17 protein-coding genes are annotated in these 14,419 nt (G+C 61.5%); 5 read left to right on the top strand and 12 right to left on the bottom strand.

The annotated features are described in order from the left end of the window. Positions 1-11: 11 nt before the first annotated feature. Positions 12-347: an iron donor protein CyaY gene (cyaY, locus tag ESZ00_RS12275; protein ID WP_129208549.1), complete on the bottom strand. Its 336-nt coding sequence runs from the start codon at positions 345-347 to the stop codon at positions 12-14. Positions 348-554: 207 nt separating this feature from the next. Here cyaY and ESZ00_RS12270 point away from each other — a divergent pair, with 207 nt between their 5' ends. Continuing rightward, positions 555-1,391, top strand: a complete 837-nt coding sequence (locus tag ESZ00_RS12270; RefSeq protein ID WP_129208548.1) for a hypothetical protein — start codon at positions 555-557, stop codon at positions 1,389-1,391. Between the two features lie 190 nt (positions 1,392-1,581). Continuing rightward, complete coding sequence (locus tag ESZ00_RS12265) at positions 1,582-2,334, top strand: TIGR03435 family protein (RefSeq protein WP_164981494.1); 753 nt, start codon at positions 1,582-1,584, stop codon at positions 2,332-2,334. 81 nt (positions 2,335-2,415) lie between these two features. Here the strand turns inward: ESZ00_RS12265 and ESZ00_RS12260 are convergent, their stop codons facing one another. The 6 genes from ESZ00_RS12260 to ESZ00_RS12235 all read right to left on the bottom strand — a co-directional run bounded on the left by ESZ00_RS12260 (position 2,416) and on the right by ESZ00_RS12235 (position 6,728). Then, positions 2,416-2,913 (bottom strand): single-stranded DNA-binding protein, encoded by a 498-nt coding sequence (locus ESZ00_RS12260; RefSeq protein WP_129208546.1) that lies wholly within the window; start codon positions 2,911-2,913, stop codon positions 2,416-2,418. 103 nt (positions 2,914-3,016) lie between these two features. Next, positions 3,017-3,379 carry a hypothetical protein gene (locus ESZ00_RS12255; RefSeq protein WP_229741228.1) on the bottom strand — a complete coding sequence of 121 codons (363 nt, stop codon included), beginning with the start codon at positions 3,377-3,379 and terminating at the stop codon, positions 3,017-3,019. A gap of 20 nt (positions 3,380-3,399) precedes the next feature. Then, complete coding sequence (locus tag ESZ00_RS12250; RefSeq protein ID WP_129208545.1) at positions 3,400-3,951, bottom strand: DUF420 domain-containing protein; 552 nt, start codon at positions 3,949-3,951, stop codon at positions 3,400-3,402. A 26-nt stretch (positions 3,952-3,977) separates the two neighbouring features. After that, positions 3,978-4,979, bottom strand: coding sequence for a heme o synthase (gene cyoE / locus ESZ00_RS12245; RefSeq protein WP_308419071.1), 1,002 nt, complete (start codon positions 4,977-4,979; stop codon positions 3,978-3,980). Between the two features lie 76 nt (positions 4,980-5,055). After that, positions 5,056-6,153 (bottom strand): AI-2E family transporter, encoded by a 1,098-nt coding sequence (locus ESZ00_RS12240; protein ID WP_129208544.1) that lies wholly within the window; start codon positions 6,151-6,153, stop codon positions 5,056-5,058. Then, positions 6,150-6,728 carry a shikimate kinase gene (locus ESZ00_RS12235; RefSeq protein WP_164981493.1) on the bottom strand — a complete coding sequence of 193 codons (579 nt, stop codon included), beginning with the start codon at positions 6,726-6,728 and terminating at the stop codon, positions 6,150-6,152. The genes ESZ00_RS12240 and ESZ00_RS12235 overlap by 4 nt, the downstream gene beginning before the upstream one ends. A gap of 156 nt (positions 6,729-6,884) precedes the next feature. On the opposite strand from ESZ00_RS12235, the gene ESZ00_RS12230 reads away from it, so the two are divergent. The 3 genes from ESZ00_RS12230 to ESZ00_RS12220 are packed head-to-tail and all read left to right on the top strand — an operon-like array spanning position 6,885 to position 9,786. Then, complete coding sequence (locus ESZ00_RS12230) at positions 6,885-8,336, top strand: alpha-L-fucosidase (protein WP_164981492.1); 1,452 nt, start codon at positions 6,885-6,887, stop codon at positions 8,334-8,336. A 20-nt stretch (positions 8,337-8,356) separates the two neighbouring features. Further along, positions 8,357-9,466, top strand: a complete 1,110-nt coding sequence (locus ESZ00_RS12225) for a Gfo/Idh/MocA family protein (RefSeq protein WP_229741227.1) — start codon at positions 8,357-8,359, stop codon at positions 9,464-9,466. After that, positions 9,463-9,786 (top strand): L-rhamnose mutarotase, encoded by a 324-nt coding sequence (locus tag ESZ00_RS12220; RefSeq protein WP_129208540.1) that lies wholly within the window; start codon positions 9,463-9,465, stop codon positions 9,784-9,786. Before ESZ00_RS12225 ends, ESZ00_RS12220 begins: the two co-directional genes overlap by 4 nt. A gap of 51 nt (positions 9,787-9,837) precedes the next feature. Here ESZ00_RS12220 and ESZ00_RS12215 read toward each other — a convergent pair whose 3' ends face one another. The 5 genes from ESZ00_RS12215 to ESZ00_RS12195 form a co-directional block, all read right to left on the bottom strand. After that, positions 9,838-10,614: an IclR family transcriptional regulator gene (locus tag ESZ00_RS12215; protein ID WP_229741226.1), complete on the bottom strand. Its 777-nt coding sequence runs from the start codon at positions 10,612-10,614 to the stop codon at positions 9,838-9,840. A gap of 86 nt (positions 10,615-10,700) precedes the next feature. After that, positions 10,701-12,038: an L-fucose:H+ symporter permease gene (gene fucP, locus ESZ00_RS12210; RefSeq protein ID WP_129208539.1), complete on the bottom strand. Its 1,338-nt coding sequence runs from the start codon at positions 12,036-12,038 to the stop codon at positions 10,701-10,703. A 176-nt stretch (positions 12,039-12,214) separates the two neighbouring features. Further along, positions 12,215-12,490 carry a hypothetical protein gene (locus ESZ00_RS12205; protein WP_129208538.1) on the bottom strand — a complete coding sequence of 92 codons (276 nt, stop codon included), beginning with the start codon at positions 12,488-12,490 and terminating at the stop codon, positions 12,215-12,217. After that, positions 12,487-13,119: an RNA polymerase sigma factor gene (locus tag ESZ00_RS12200; protein ID WP_229741225.1), complete on the bottom strand. Its 633-nt coding sequence runs from the start codon at positions 13,117-13,119 to the stop codon at positions 12,487-12,489. Before ESZ00_RS12200 ends, ESZ00_RS12205 begins: the two co-directional genes overlap by 4 nt. 193 nt (positions 13,120-13,312) lie before the next feature. Further along, a complete protein-coding gene (locus tag ESZ00_RS12195) occupies positions 13,313-14,362 on the bottom strand; it encodes a ThiF family adenylyltransferase (RefSeq protein ID WP_229741224.1) in 1,050 nt (349 codons plus the stop codon). Between the last annotated feature and the right edge of the window lie 57 nt (positions 14,363-14,419).

The following is a 14,419-nucleotide window of genomic DNA, read 5'->3' as shown; positions in this document are numbered from 1 at the left end:
CGCTGAAGACGCTAGTTAAGTGTGACGCTGCCGCCACCGAGTTGCTCGTTGATGAGGCGAGCCATCAATGGCTTGAGCGGAGTGGAATCCTTTGGCAGAACGAAGGCGGAAGCTTCCTCCGACCATTCAAGCTTGAAGCTGGTGGAGAGAGCGGAAATCCAGATCTGGCGGACGGGCGCATTCGGCGTGAGGACAAACTTGGCCGGCGGTTCCTCGAAGACGATATTGAGGACGCCGCCCTGCTCCTCGACCTCGAAGCCGCCGTCTTCTTCGGCGTCGATGAGAGAGCGCTTGAGGGATTCGATGGCCTGGTCGGCGTGGCGGCGGAAGGTGGTTTCGTCGAGCATGAGGCTAGTGTAGTGCAGCGTGGCTGACGGAGCCGAGGAACCACTTCGGACCCTGTTCCGAGGGAGATGCAGTTCGCACAATTTCTGCAGCAATTCTCAGACTTTTAGCATGCGCGGGGGCAAGTATTTGCCACTCTGGAGGCGGAGTTCATTTCCTCCGAGAGGTGAATACGAGCCATGCCATCCCGCTTGTCTTTCGCAGTCACCTTGCCGATTCTGTTCGCGATGGTTCCGGCAGCCGTAGCCCAACCGCAGATCTCTGTCCCAGCCGAGCCGGCGCAGAAGCTGGTGGCCGACGTGATTTACAACGAGATGCAGGACCGGGAGCGCGACAGCTTCTGGGAGTATCGCAGCGAGCGGCTGGAGGCCGGCCGTGCGCTGGTGCGCGAGCAGGTGGAGACCTCCGAGGGGCCGATTTTCCGTGTGATCGAGCAACAGGGCGCTCCTCTGGACAACACGGCGCGGGCTGAAGAAGAACAGCGACTCAAGACACTGGTCGAGCACCCGGGTGCGATGGATAAGGTCCGCAAGGCGCATGAGGCGGACGAAGAACGGCTGCGCCGGGTGATGGAAATGCTGCCAAAGGCGTTTCTTTTCACCTACGACCGCGTCGAGAGCAGCGATGCTGTGCGTATCGGCTTCCGGCCTGATCCAGCGTTTACACCCTCGGGCTACGAAGAGCGGATCATGCACGCGATGGCCGGGACCATCACGGTGAATCCGCGGCTCAAGCGGATGATCGCGATGCACGGAGTGCTGGAGCAGCGTGTCGACTTCGGCTATGGCCTGCTGGGACACGTCGATCAGGGTGGGACATTTGAAATCGGGCGCATGCAGGTGAGCGCGGAGCACTGGAAAACATCCCTGGTGGAAGTCCATGTGGAGGGCAAGATCCTGCTCTTCAAAGATGTGACCAAGAATCAGCGGGAGACGCGGTCGGAGTTCCATCCGGTGAGCCACGAAATTACGCTGACCGAAGCCAAGCAACTGCTCGACAAAGCGGCTGGTGGCAGCGGCCGCGAGCTGGCATCCGTGCAAAGATAGCGCTCCCGATAGCCCTCGCGCTGCAATAGACTGGGTACGCCATCCTTTCCGTGCGCTGCGTGAGGGCTGAATGTTCCTGTTGATCAGGCTGTGCCGAGCTGTGCCCGCCTCTTTGTGTCTTTTCGCCGGAGTCCTCCTCTTCGGCAGCACTGCCATGATCGCCGAAGGTAGTGGTGAACCGTCAAAGAGCATGCGGTTCGAGGTCACCTCCATTCGTCCGGTCCGGCCGGGCGTCATCGGCGAGGGCGTCAACTTCAATCCTTCACCGACCGGCTTCACTGCGAACCTGACGGTGTGGATGATGGTGGCGATCGCCTACGCGCCCGACGACAACTCGTGGGAAACCTTCCCCATCCTGCACATGCCGAAGTGGATGTACACCCCGGACTGGTACACGATTCGCGCGCGTGTTTCCGAGGCCGACGAGGCGGCGTGGCGCGACCAGGGCCCTCGCCATGAACTGCTGAGGGCGGCCATGCGGGACCTGCTAAAGACCCGCTGCCACCTCGAAGCCCACACCGTGCCCGCCGAGTTTACCGACTACACGCTGGTGGTCGGTCCCAAGGGCCTCACCGGCATGAAGCCCTCCGATCCGAAAGCGCCACTGCCGGCTGGAGGCATACCCTTCGCCTCGGGTGGCGAGAAGAAGCTCGAGTGGTCGAACGGGCGGACGGTCGTACACTTCTACGGCGTCCAGGTGGCCGGGCTGGCCGAATTCCTGCAGCAGATGTCGCCCAGCCGGCAGGTCCACGACCGTACTGGCCTGACCGGGCGCTATGATTTCACCATGACCTCGGCGGGCAACAACCCCACGCATGACCGCGATCTTGAAATTCTCCTCTGGCCGGTGAAGCCGCTGGGGCTCGAGCTGAAGACAGGGAAGTACGAGGGCTTCAAGCTGGTGATCGACCACATGGACAAGCCGACCGATAACGACGAGTAGCCCTGCCGGCCCGGGTTTCGAGCAGGAAAACGGCGCAGCCTTCAGGCTGCGCCGTTTGTCGTTCCTGCGTGAAAGCTCAAACTAGAATGGGATATCGTCGTCGGTGATTTCCGTCGAGCTGACGAGGTCGTCTGCGCCGCCGGGACCGCGCTGGTCGTAGCTCGAAGCGCCGCCGCGGTTGTAGTTGCTGCTTCCGCCGTAGCTGCTCCCGCTGGAGTAGCCGCCGCCCTCGCCGCCTTCGCCGCGGCCGGAAAGCAGGGCGATGTCGTTCACGATGATCTCGGTGCGGTACTTCTTCTCGCCGGTGGTCTTGTCGTCCCAGGAGCGGGTCTGGATCTTGCCTTCGACGTAGAGCTTGGAGCCCTTCTTGACGTAGTCGCGGATGATCTCGGCGGTGCGCTGGAAGGCGACGAGGTTGTGCCACTCGGTGCGGTCTGTCCAGTTGCCGGACTGATCCTTGCTGCGGTCGGTGGTGGCCAGCGAAAAGCTGGCGACGAAGGATCCCCCCGCGGTTGCGCGGATTTCCGGGTCCTTGCCGACGTTGCCGAGGAGAATGACTTTGTTGACTGTCTTGGCCATGGGGTCGATGAGCTCCAATCACTGCGCCGCTGAAGGACGCTTTCTATCTTGAGAAGGATAACAAATAGGGCGTAGGGGAGAGGGAATTGGGATAGCCGAAACGCTATCGCCGGTTACGGCCGTGCCCAGTGCCCTGGCTGGAAATGTGGCGGTTGCGGAGCCACTTGGCGGCTCCGAGCAGGAAACAGAGCGAGCCGAAGGGCCAGCACATGAGCGCGACCATCAGGGCAAGCCACCCGGCGTTGGTGTGCGGTCCCTGCGGGCCGATGCCGCCCAGGATGCTGACGGTCAGCAGCGCGGCGAGGGTTCCCACGGCGAGAATACCGGCTCCGGCGCGGAGGAGCTGACGCGTGCCGTCGTCATTGAGGTCGCCCGGACGCTCAAGCGAGATATGCGCCGGCACAGCATCCTGTGCCTGGCTCTCAGGCTGGCGTTCGGGTTCCTGTTCCATGACGGCGTGCGACATAAGACTCCTCGGTAATCGCGTTAGCGGCAGGCAGCCTGCATGGCGTACACGAGCACGCCGGTGATCGAGACGTAGAGCCAGATGGGGAAGGTCCAGCGCGCAATGCGGCGATGAGCCGGAATGCGTCCGCTGAGCGAGAAAAAGAAGGTGATGAGAATGATGGGCAGCGCTACGACCGAGAGCAGGATATGCGAGAGCAGCAGCTTCCAGTAGAAGCCCCAGAGCGGATTATGACGGTTGAACTTCGTTTCGCCGTGCAGAGCGAAATTGGTCAGGTAGGAGACCAGAAAGATCGAGGAGAAAAAGAACGCCGTCAGCATGGAGCGGCGATGCTGGAGGATCTTGTGCTGCTTGATGTAATAGAAGCCAAAGAGCAGGGCCACGGTGCTGAGGGCATTCAGTACAGCATTGACCGCAGGCAGGAAACGGAAGTGTTCGCCCCCCGCATCCGCGGGCACGTGGAAATAAACCAGCCAGCAGATGAATGCGCTGGCGGCGGCGCTGACGGCGATGATGGTGGCAATGGTCCTGCCGGGTGTTCCGGGCTGGCGAGGATCAACGGCCGTGGACATGGCTGGCATTCTCCGACGTCATGAAATTATTTGGCCCGCGCATTGAGCATGAGGGCGGTGAGCAGCAGGGGAAGATAGATCACGCTGACCTTGAGCAGATCGCGGGCGTACATCTTCGATTCCGTATGTGAGCGGGCGCGGGTGATGCGTCCGAAGCGGATGGTGTAGGCCAGGTAAACGATGCCGAGGATGGTAGCGATGACGCCATAGATCGGGCCTGCGACATGCAGATACACCGGCGCGAGGCTGACGGGGATCATCAGGATGGCGTAGGTCACGGCTTCCAGTACGGTGGACCAGCCGTCGGGCTGGACGACGGGCAGCATGCGGATACCGGCGCGGCCGTAGTCCTCGCGATAGAGCCATGAAATCGCCATGAAGTGAGGGAACTGCCAGACAAAGAGAATGGCAAAGAGCGAAACCGCAGGCCACTCGATGGCCCCGCGGACCGCGGTCCAGCCCAGCAGCGGGCCCATGGCGCCGGGGAAGGCTCCGATGAAGGTGGCGAGGCTGGTGTAGCGTTTGAGCGGCGTATAGATGGCGACATAGCTGAATGCGGTGCTCAGCGTGAGCACGGTGGTGATGAAATTGGTCGCATGGATGAGCCAGACGGAGCCTGCGATGACCGCTCCGAAGCCAAGCAGCAGGCCATGCGCAAGGCTGATGCGTCCCGAAGGCAGAGGACGATTCGCTGTGCGGATCATCTTCGCGTCGTGACGGCGCTCCATGCATTCATTCAGCGCTGCCGACCCGGCAGAGACGAGACCGATGCCCACCAGCGCTTCGACGAGGCCAGGCTGCACGCTGCTGATCCCCGAGCGCATGGAAGCGAGATAGAAGCCGGCCCAGGCGGTGAGCATCACCATGAGGGTGACGCGATCCTTGAACAGCTCGCGGTAGTCGGCGATACGGGCGGCAGCGGCTCCGGCTGCGGTAGCACGCGTCTGCCGCATGACCGGAGCTGGCTCCGGCTCGTCTGCCTTCACGTCAGGCGAAGCAATCACGGGACTGGTGGAGGCAGGAGGCATGAGGTGGCAACTCCTCATTTTAACGTAGCCGCTCCGGAGCCTGTGGAGGTGAGGTGTGGGAGGTTCAGTCCGGCTCTTATTTCAGCGTTTGTGGTGTCTCGATGATGGCGTCTGGCTTGACGGCATATTCATTCAGCAGTACGGCAACAAGAACGGCGGTCGGTACGGCGACCATGGCACCAATGACTCCAGCCAGAGCAGAGCCGAGGAGCAGGGCGACAATGACTGCGAGGCCGGCGAGATCGACACTGGTGCGCATGATACGCGGGGTGAGAACGGAAGTTTCCACCTGGGAGTAAATGGCGTAGAAGATGGCTACTCCGATCACATGCCCCCAGGAGTCGATGGCTGCGACCAGGATCGCCAGGCAGATGGAGATCAGCGCACCGACAAACGGGATGATGTTGAGCAGGCCGGTGAGGACTCCGAGCGCATAAGCGTAGCGGATGTGCAGCAGGCTGTAGGTGACTGTGCTGCAGACTCCAAGGATGAGCATCAGGAGTCCCTGGCCGAGGAGCCACTTGCCCATCCTGACCTCGGCCCGCGCCAGCGTGGTATCGAGGCGCTGTCTCTGCTCGACGGGGAAGAACGAGAGCAGCCAGCGATAGGCGGTCTCGCCTTCGAGCATGAAGTAGATGGTCAGGATAACGCCGGTGACGATCTGAGCGAGGGCTCCAGCCCAGTTTTTGATGGAATAGAAGAGGTAAGTGGCAAAATTCGAGGCAAAATCCTGCAGCTTGGCGTTGAGCGAATTCACATCGACGCGCTGGGCAAAAGGCAGCTTGCGAATCCGTGCGAGCAGCTGCGGTCCGCGCGTGGGCAGTTCGCGGAGGAACTCATGCAGGTCGCGGATGACCGGCGGCAGGGCGAAGGCGAAAAAGAGCGTGGCCGCCCCGGCGACGACAATGAGCAGCAGCAGAATGGCCAAACCGCGGCCCGGTGACCAGCGTCCGATGTGCAGACCGGTGATCAAGCGGACGACAGGCATGAGGACCACAGCGAAGAGCGCGCTGACGTAGAGCAGAACAAGTTCTTCGCGGACATGCCAGGCAGTGTAAAGCGCGAGAGCGACACCGAAGGCAAAGAGGATATGCGCGCGGGGAGAAGGGATTCTGGGGGCGCTGGTTTCATTCGCGCGCTGGGCCGCAAGAGCGGCTTCTCGCTGGATGTTCATCGTGTGGGTAGATTCTCCCCGGCGGCGGAGGGGGCCGGTTCGAACGGTGTTCCGCCCAGCGCCGCTAAGATGCGTTCTACAACCTGTTCCGGAGTGAGATGAGCGGTTGCGACGGTGAGATGTGCGGTGCGGTAATGCGGGATACGCGAGGTGAAGCGATGGGCCAGGCGAACTCGGTCGGCGAGGACCGGGCGGATGGCAGCTCCCGGCTGCTCCAGGCAGCGGGCCACCATGACGTCGAGCGGAGCTTCGAGATAAACGATGTGCGTGTCAGGCAATGTGTGCAGGTGTTCGCGCGTAGAGGGGTGTTCGATTGCGCCTCCGCCCAGGGCAAGGACGAGGTGCTGCTCGCAGCACTGTTGGCGAATGACTTCGGACTCGAGGGCGCGGAATGCGTCTTCTCCCTGCGTCGTGAAGATTTCGGCAATGGTATGTCCGACGCGGGCCTCGATGAGATCGTCAGAGTCGACGAAACGCCAGCCGAGGGCACTGGCCAGCAGGCGGCCGGTGGTGGACTTGCCGGCTCCCATGAAGCCGATGAGGACGATGCGTTGCGGAGCTGGAGTAGCGGACATATTGCTGCTGGTCATTATAGGTTGGGATGGGCGGGAAGCGGTTGCCGGAGAGAATGGGCGCGTTCCGCCTGTGAAGCGTCTATCTTGCTCATGATACAGTGGTTCCGAGTTGCCGCAGGCAGGACCGGTGGCGTAGACGACGCAGAGGAGAAGCGCATGAAAGTGTCGAGGCGAAGGTTTTCAAAGGGCATGGTGCTGGCGGCGACAGGTGTCGCGGTCGGTGGAAAGCAGGCCTGGTCGCAGTTGAAAGGTGACCACATCGACACGACGAAGAAGCATCCGGTGCCGTCGATCCAGGATACGGAGACGAAAGCGGAGCGCGATGCACGCATGCACTGGTTCCGCGAGGCGCGCTTCGGCATGTTTATCCACTGGGGACTGTATTCGATTCCTGCAGGACGCTGGAATGGAAAGGAAGTGCCCGGCGCGGGAGAGTGGCTCATGATCGATGCTTCCGTTCCGGTTGCGGACTACAAAGCGCTGGCCCCGCAGTTCAACCCGACAGAGTTCAGCGCGGAGCGCGTGGTGACGCTGGCGAAGACGGCGGGCATGAAGTACATCGTGATCACGGCGAAGCACCATGAGGGCTTCGCCATGTTTGCGTCGAAGGCCGATCCTTTCAACATCGTCGACGCGACCCCGTATAAGAAGGACCCTCTCAAGGCGCTTGCGGCGGAGTGCCGGAAGCAGGGCATGAAGCTGGGCTTTTACTACTCGCAGGATCAGGACTGGACCGCTCCCGGCGGAGCGGCGTATCAGACTGGCGATCACAAGCCGCCGACATACCACTGGGATCCGGCACAGGACGGCAGCTTTGCCGATTATCTGCACCGCAAGTCGATTCCGCAGATTCAGGAGTTGCTGACGAATTATGGCGAAGCTCCGGCGATCCTCTGGTTCGATACTCCTAGCTCGGATATGACACCGGAGCTGGCAGGGGAAGTGGTGAAGGTGCTGAACCAGCATCCGAAACTGATCTGGAACAACCGCCTGGGCGGCGGCTACAGCGGCGATACGGAGACGCCGGAGCAGTACATTCCAGCGAATGGATATCCGGGCAAGGACTGGGAGTCGTGCATGACGATGAACGGCACCTGGGGCTACAAGACGGACGATACGAACTTCAAGAGTACCGAGACCCTGCTGCACAACCTGATCGACATTGCCAGCAAGGGCGGCAATTACCTGCTGAATATCGGTCCGAAGTCGACGGGGGAAGTCCCTGAGGCGGAACTCGAACGGCTGGAAGCGATGGGCCGCTGGCTGAAGGTCAACGGCGAGTCGATTTATGGCACGACGCCGACGCTCTTCGGTGCGGAGGCCGGCTCTTTTTCCACGACAGAGAAAGAGAAGGACGGCAGCGCGAAGTTTATTCCGGAGTGGAAGTGGCGCTCAACGACCAAGGTGGACCGGATCTACATCCATCTGCTGGAATGGCCGGGCGAAAGCTTCCAGCTTGCCTCTGTGCCCCGCTCAGTGACGGACGCTTATCTGCTGGCGGATCGTAAGCCGCTGAAGGTGACGCACGATGGCAGCGCCATCGAAGTGACGCTGCCGGGAAAGGCGCTTGATCCGGTGGCAACAGTGCTGGTGCTGGAGACGGCGTAGGCTGGAATGTGGAGATGACGTTGGATCAGAAACAGAAACTGCCGGATACTTTGGCGATTGAGATGCCACGGCCGCGCAAGCCGCACCCAATTGTGGTGATTGGCGCAGGCGGGATTGTGCAGGCGGCGCACCTGCCTGCATACACAAAAGCCGGGTTCCCGGTGATTGGCATGATGGATACGGTTGCGGAGCGCGCAGCCTCTGTCGCAAAAGAGCACGGCATCGGAGCTTCATTCGGTTCCGTAGCCGAGGCGGTCAAATTTGCGCCGTCGGATGCGGTCTTCGACGTAGCGGTGCCTGCCTCGCAGCTGACGGCGATTCTGCCGCAGTTGCCGGATGGCTCTGCAGTGCTGATGCAGAAGCCGATGGGAGAGACGCTGGCCGAAGCAGCGGCGATCCGGCAGATCTGCCGGGACAAGGGGCTGACGGCTTCGGTGAACTTCTCTCTGCGCTATTCGCCGAACAATCTTGCGGTGCGCAAACTGGACGATGCCGGGCTGCTGGGCGAGATTCATGACCTCGAAGTGCAGACGCGGACGTACACGCCGTGGCAGTTATGGAGCTTTCTCGCAACTGCCCCGCGGCTCGAGATTCTTTATCACAGCATTCACTACTTCGATCTGATTCGCTCCTGGCTGGGCAATCCGCTGCGGGTGATGGCGAAGACCGTGAAGAGTCCGCAGACGGCGCAGTTGGCGGCGACAAAGACCGTGGCCATTCTCGACTACGGCGAATCGATGCGTGTTTTCGTAGCGACGAATCACAGCCATCAGTTCGGTCCCGAGCACCAGCACAGCTTTGTGCAGTGGGAGGGGACGGCGGGTGCGGCGCGCATTTCGATGGGGTTGAATCTCGATTATCCGAAGGGGCGTCCCGATACCGCGGAGTATGCGCCGCGGGGCAACGAGGCTGCTGAGTGGCAGCATTTGCCGGTAAGCGGCAACAATTTCCCAGATGCCTTCATGGGTACCATGGGGCATCTGCAGGCGTACGTAGAGGGCTCGGTGGCGACGCTGCCGACCCATTACGATGACGGTTATGAAACCATGCGGCTGGTTGAGGCGCTCTACGAGTCGAGTGCTCGGGGCGGCCTGGAGATTGCCACCGTACAGCCGGAGGAGAAGGAATGAAGCGTTACGGGCAGATCATCCGGCTGCGGCCGGAGCATGAAGCGGAGTATCGGAAGGCTCACGCCGCGGTATGGCCGGAGGTATTGAAGACCATCCACGATTGCAATATCCGGAATTACACCATCTTTCTGCGGAACGGCGTGCTGTTTGCCTACTACGAGTACATCGGCGAGGATCACGCTGCCGATATGGCGAAGATGGCAGAGTGTCCGAAGACGCAGGAGTGGTGGAAGTGGATGGATCCCATGCAGGAACCCTTTGAAGACCGTGAGTCGGGCGCATGGTGGGCAGGGCTCGAAGAGGTATTCCACACCGATTAGGGTGTGGAAGAGCCGGATTTAGAAGTGAAATGGTTACAAATGCGCGGCGGCCTATAGGCCGCCGATTTCTTTGGATAGTTGCCGTGCGGCTTCTTCGAGGTGGGTGCGGACGTCGCGGACAGTGGTGGCATCGTGCACGCGCTTGAGGAAGGGCACGGTGAGCGCGGCGATGGCATAGCCCTGCGCATCGAGGATGGGGTAGCTGACGTTGGTGACACCCGCGACCTGGTAGCTGGGACGTTCTTCATAGCCGCGGCGCCGGATGCGCTGCAGGTGCGCGTCGAGGTCGTCGGGGAGGGGGCTGTTGCTCGCATGCTTCCATGCGTCGATCGCTCGGCGGCGCATCTCCGGCCGCTGGTGCGAGAGGATGACGTGGCCGGTGGCGGCCTCCATCAGGTCGACGTGTGAGCCCGCTTTGACATAGAAACCAGTGCTGGTCGGAGCATCGACCTGCGCGACGATGATGACCTCGTAGCTGTCGAGCACACCGAGATGGCAGGACTGGTTCGTATGGTGCGCGAGCTCGTGCATGACAGGCAGCGCTTTTTCGGTGAGGCGGCGGACCGGTGGATGTTCCTGCGCGAGACGGAAGAGCTTCAGCGTGAGGCGGAGGCGATCTTCATCGGGCGTCTGGGCAAGATAGCCGCGCTGCTCCAGGCAGACGAGCATGCGGAAGATCTCGGAGACGCTGCGGCCGAGTCGGCGTGCGACCTCGCGCTTGGTAAGCTCCTCGGAAGTCGATGCGAAGAGCTCGAGGATATCGAGGCCCTTTTCCAGAGCCGGTGTCGTGTAGCGGGCAGCCGCCTGGGCTTTGCTTTTTGTGGCCACCTTAATGGTTCTCCTCGGATACAAAAACGGCTTCAGATGATGCTGAGCTTGTTAGCCATACTATGCCACCGGGACGGATATGCGGGCTATATCTCGAACGTAGAGACGGTAAGCCGCTGGCGGGTATAACGCGTCATGGCGGTGCAGAACTGGAGCACGATCAGATAGCAGACCAGTGGCACGGCATAGGCGATCGCCGTGCTGTGGAAGTGATCGGCCAGCCAGCCCATGAGCAGCGTGAGAAGCGCTCCGCCGATGATGGTCATGACCAGCAGCGAGCCTGCGATGTTCGTGTTGGGGCCGAGATCCTTGAGGCCGAGACCGAAGATGGTGGGGAACATCACCGACATGAAGAAGCTGGTGAGCAGGATCGCGCCCAATCCGATCCAGCCAGGGCGAGCCAGTGCCAGGACCAGGAGAATCGCATTGGCGATGGCGTAGATGGCCATGAGACGCGTGGGATTGAAGAAACGCATGAGCCACGACGAGACGATGCGGCCGATGGCGAAGGCGATCAGGGTGCCGGTAAGCAGCCATCCCGAGGTGCGGTCGGGGGTATGCGCATAGTCGTGGGCGTACTGGATCAGGTAGCTCCAGGTGCCGACCTGTGCGCCGACATAGGCGAACTGGGCGAGGAGTGAATGGAGGAAATGCTTTTCGCGCAGCAGGTCGCGCCAGTTGCCGGCGACCTCGGCCTTGTGTTCCCGCGCCGTGATAAAGGCAGGGAAGCGCGTGGCGGCGATCAGACCGGCCCAGACCAGGGCGATGACGCCAAGGACGAGATAGGGAGCGACGACGCGCAGCGTCTCTTTATGGAGATAAGCGGCGTAGGTGCCGGCGGCCTGCATGGTGGCGACCTGCGTATGGGAGAGTTCGACGCCCGAAAAGATGAAGAGATTCCCGACGACCACGCCGAGGATCGAACCGGTGGGATTGAAGGCGGCAGAGATATTCAGGCGGCGCTCGGCAGTCGCGCTGGGGCCAAGCTGGGCGACAAAGGGACTGCCCGCTGTTTCCAGGAAAGCAAGACCGCTGGCTACGACAAAGAGCGCGCCGAGAAAGAAGCTGTATCGGCCCATTTCCGCAGCCGGCAGGAAGAGGAAGCATCCGCTGGCGAAAAGGATGAGACCGGTAAGGAAGCCGGCCTTGTATCCTTTGCGGCGCATGAGAATGCCGGCGGGAAGTGCGAGCAGGAAATATCCGAGATAGAAGGCGAACTGGACCAGGCCAGCCTCGAGCCGATTGAGCTCGAAAGACTTCATGAACTGGCGGATGAGGACGTCATTCAGGTTGTTGGGAATGCCCCAAAGCAGGAAGAGGACATTGACCAGCAGGTAGGTGCGCATTACGCCTTGAGGCAGCAGTGGCGTGTCCGGGGAGGCGGCATCCTGCGAGGAGCGGGGAAGAGGGGCGGCGTGCGACATACGCTAGCAGGCGCTCCGCTGGAGAAAATAAAGGTCGGAAGAGAAAGAAAGGAACGGCAAAGCGGCTCTCAGTGTGCGCGAGGTGACGAAACGCGCTCAGAATATCACTGAGATGAAAAAGCTGTCTCGCCCGTGAAACGGTGGGTGCGCTTCCCGGGCAAGAGAGGGTTCACATCCTATGTGGTGGCCGGCGCGTTGCTGCCGCTGGGCGGATCCTGTTGGATCGCGTTCTCGATCCGGCTCCAGACCGCGGGGCTGGGATCGTGGATCGGCAGCAGGAGTTTGGCCTGTTGCGCGATGTATTCCAGATCACGAACGAGCGCGGCGCAGTTTTCGCAGGTTTTCAGGTGTTCCAGCGAAGAAAGATCGGTTTGCGACTCGAAGAGATCAGGCAGTTTTTCCTGAAACGCAGCGCACTCCTGATTATCGATTCCCGGGCGCGTGTCGGTCATACGGCAGCCTCCTTCCGCTCACCCGTACGGAGGAGCTCGCGCAGCTTCATGCGCGCTTTATGAAGTTGGGACTTACTGTTTCCAATGGAGCAATCGAGCATGGTGGCAATCTCATTATGCTCATATCCCTCGACATCGTGCAGGACGAAAACGAGCCGGTAGCCGGGAGGCAGGTTCTCGACGGCGCGCTCCAGGGTCACGCGGTCGATGGAACCGGAGAGCATGAGATCACGCGCACCGAGGTCTTTGCGCGGTCCATCTTCCTGCGAAGGCTCGAGTGTTTCTTCCAGAGAGACCTGGGGAAGGCCTTTCTTGCGCAGATGCATAAGGACGACATTGACGGAAAGGCGATGCAGCCAGGTGGAAAAGGCGGAATCGCCGCGGAAGGTGCCGATTTTGCGGTAGAGCTGGAGGAAGGCCTCCTGGGTCAGGTCTTCGGCTTCGGCCACGTTGCCCAGCATGCGCAGGCAGAGGCTGTAGACGCGGCGCTTGTGCAGCGAATAGAGGGTTTCAAAGGCAGTTGCATCGCCGTTCTGGGCGGCCTGAATGGCCTCGGCCTCGCCGGCGATAGGTGGATTGCGGCGCATGTGCTGAACTGCCGGCTTTTGTGTCGCCGGGCCCGCGCTCATGCCCGGCTCCATTTGTCTTGCAGGAATTCCATGAAGGCTCGCTCCCTGAGGGTTGCCTGTCGATGTTGAAACAGAATAGTTCATCCGATCTGCCGAATGTCGGTAGGCCGTTGGGTATTTTCTGTTACGAAGCGAGCCGCGGAAGAAAGGTTGCCCGGGCTGTCTGCCAGACCCGGGCCGTAGAGCATCGCGATCAGGAGCCGATGAAGCGGGCATAGAGGCTGCGCGCCTGGGCGACGTCCGTCGTGCCCTGGATAATGGCGCGCCCATCAGTGAAGACGGTAAGAACGTGCTCCCCGCGCTCGAAGCGCAGCAGCATACTGTTGGAGCGAACGTTGCCATGGGCACGCAGGCGCTCGGCCATCGCGGTGAGATCGACAGGGCGATGGTGTTCGTGGATCTGGACGGAGTTGCGGCCGCAAAGAGTGATGTGCGGCCGTCCCTCGCCGCGGAGGTGGGGAAAATCACGCTCGGAGCAGGCGCGGCAGCCGGGCCATGGGCGTGTGGTCTTTATCTCGGAAAATTCATGGGTCCAGAGATCGTAAGAGAGCAGGGTGCGGCGAAGCTGATCCCGGGCGCCGGTGAGCAGCTTCATCGCCTCGGTGACCGCGATGGAGGCGGCGAAGTTCACCGCCGCATTGAGGATGCCGGCGGTGTCGCAGGTTTCGACCACGCCGCCTGGCGGCTCAGGGAAGATACAGGCCAGGCAGGCCGTTTCGCCGGGCAGGATATTCATGGTCGCGGCGTAGGCGCCGACGGCGGCAGAGTAAATCCACGGCTTTTGCTGTTCGACCGCATAGTCATTGAGCAGGTAGCGGGTTTCAAAGTTGTCGGTGGCGTCGAGGACGAGCTCTGCGCTGCCGAGCAGCTCATGGATGTTTGCCGGCGCGAGATCGGCGACATGGGCATGGACGACGGCCTCACTATTGAAGCGGGCGATCTTGCGGCGTGCGGCTTCGGCTTTGGGCAGGGCTTCAGCGACGTCCTGCTCGTCGAAGAGAACCTGGCGCTGGAGGTTGCTCTCCTCGACGTAATCCCGGTCGATCAGGGTAAGGGTGCCGACCCCGGCGCGGGCAAGCAGGCCGGCCGCCGCGGCCCCGGTGGCTCCGCAGCCAACGACAGCGACGTGGCCGGCTGTGAGCCGCTCCTGGCCCGTGGCACCGATCCCGCGAAAGAGAATCTGCCGGGAGTAGCGCTCTCTGGTATCGCGTGCCTGGGCCGTGTGTTCGGGGACTGCGTTCACCGGTTTTCCTGCTTTCTTTAGCAACATTCGTTCTTTCATTAGTATAGAAGTCGCAAT

The sequence above is a fragment of the Silvibacterium dinghuense genome, from assembly GCF_004123295.1.
Classification (GTDB): Bacteria; Acidobacteriota; Terriglobia; order Terriglobales; family Acidobacteriaceae; genus Silvibacterium; species Silvibacterium dinghuense.
Note: the sequence above shows the minus strand (reverse complement) of the source record. Positions and strands in the feature narration are given on the sequence as shown.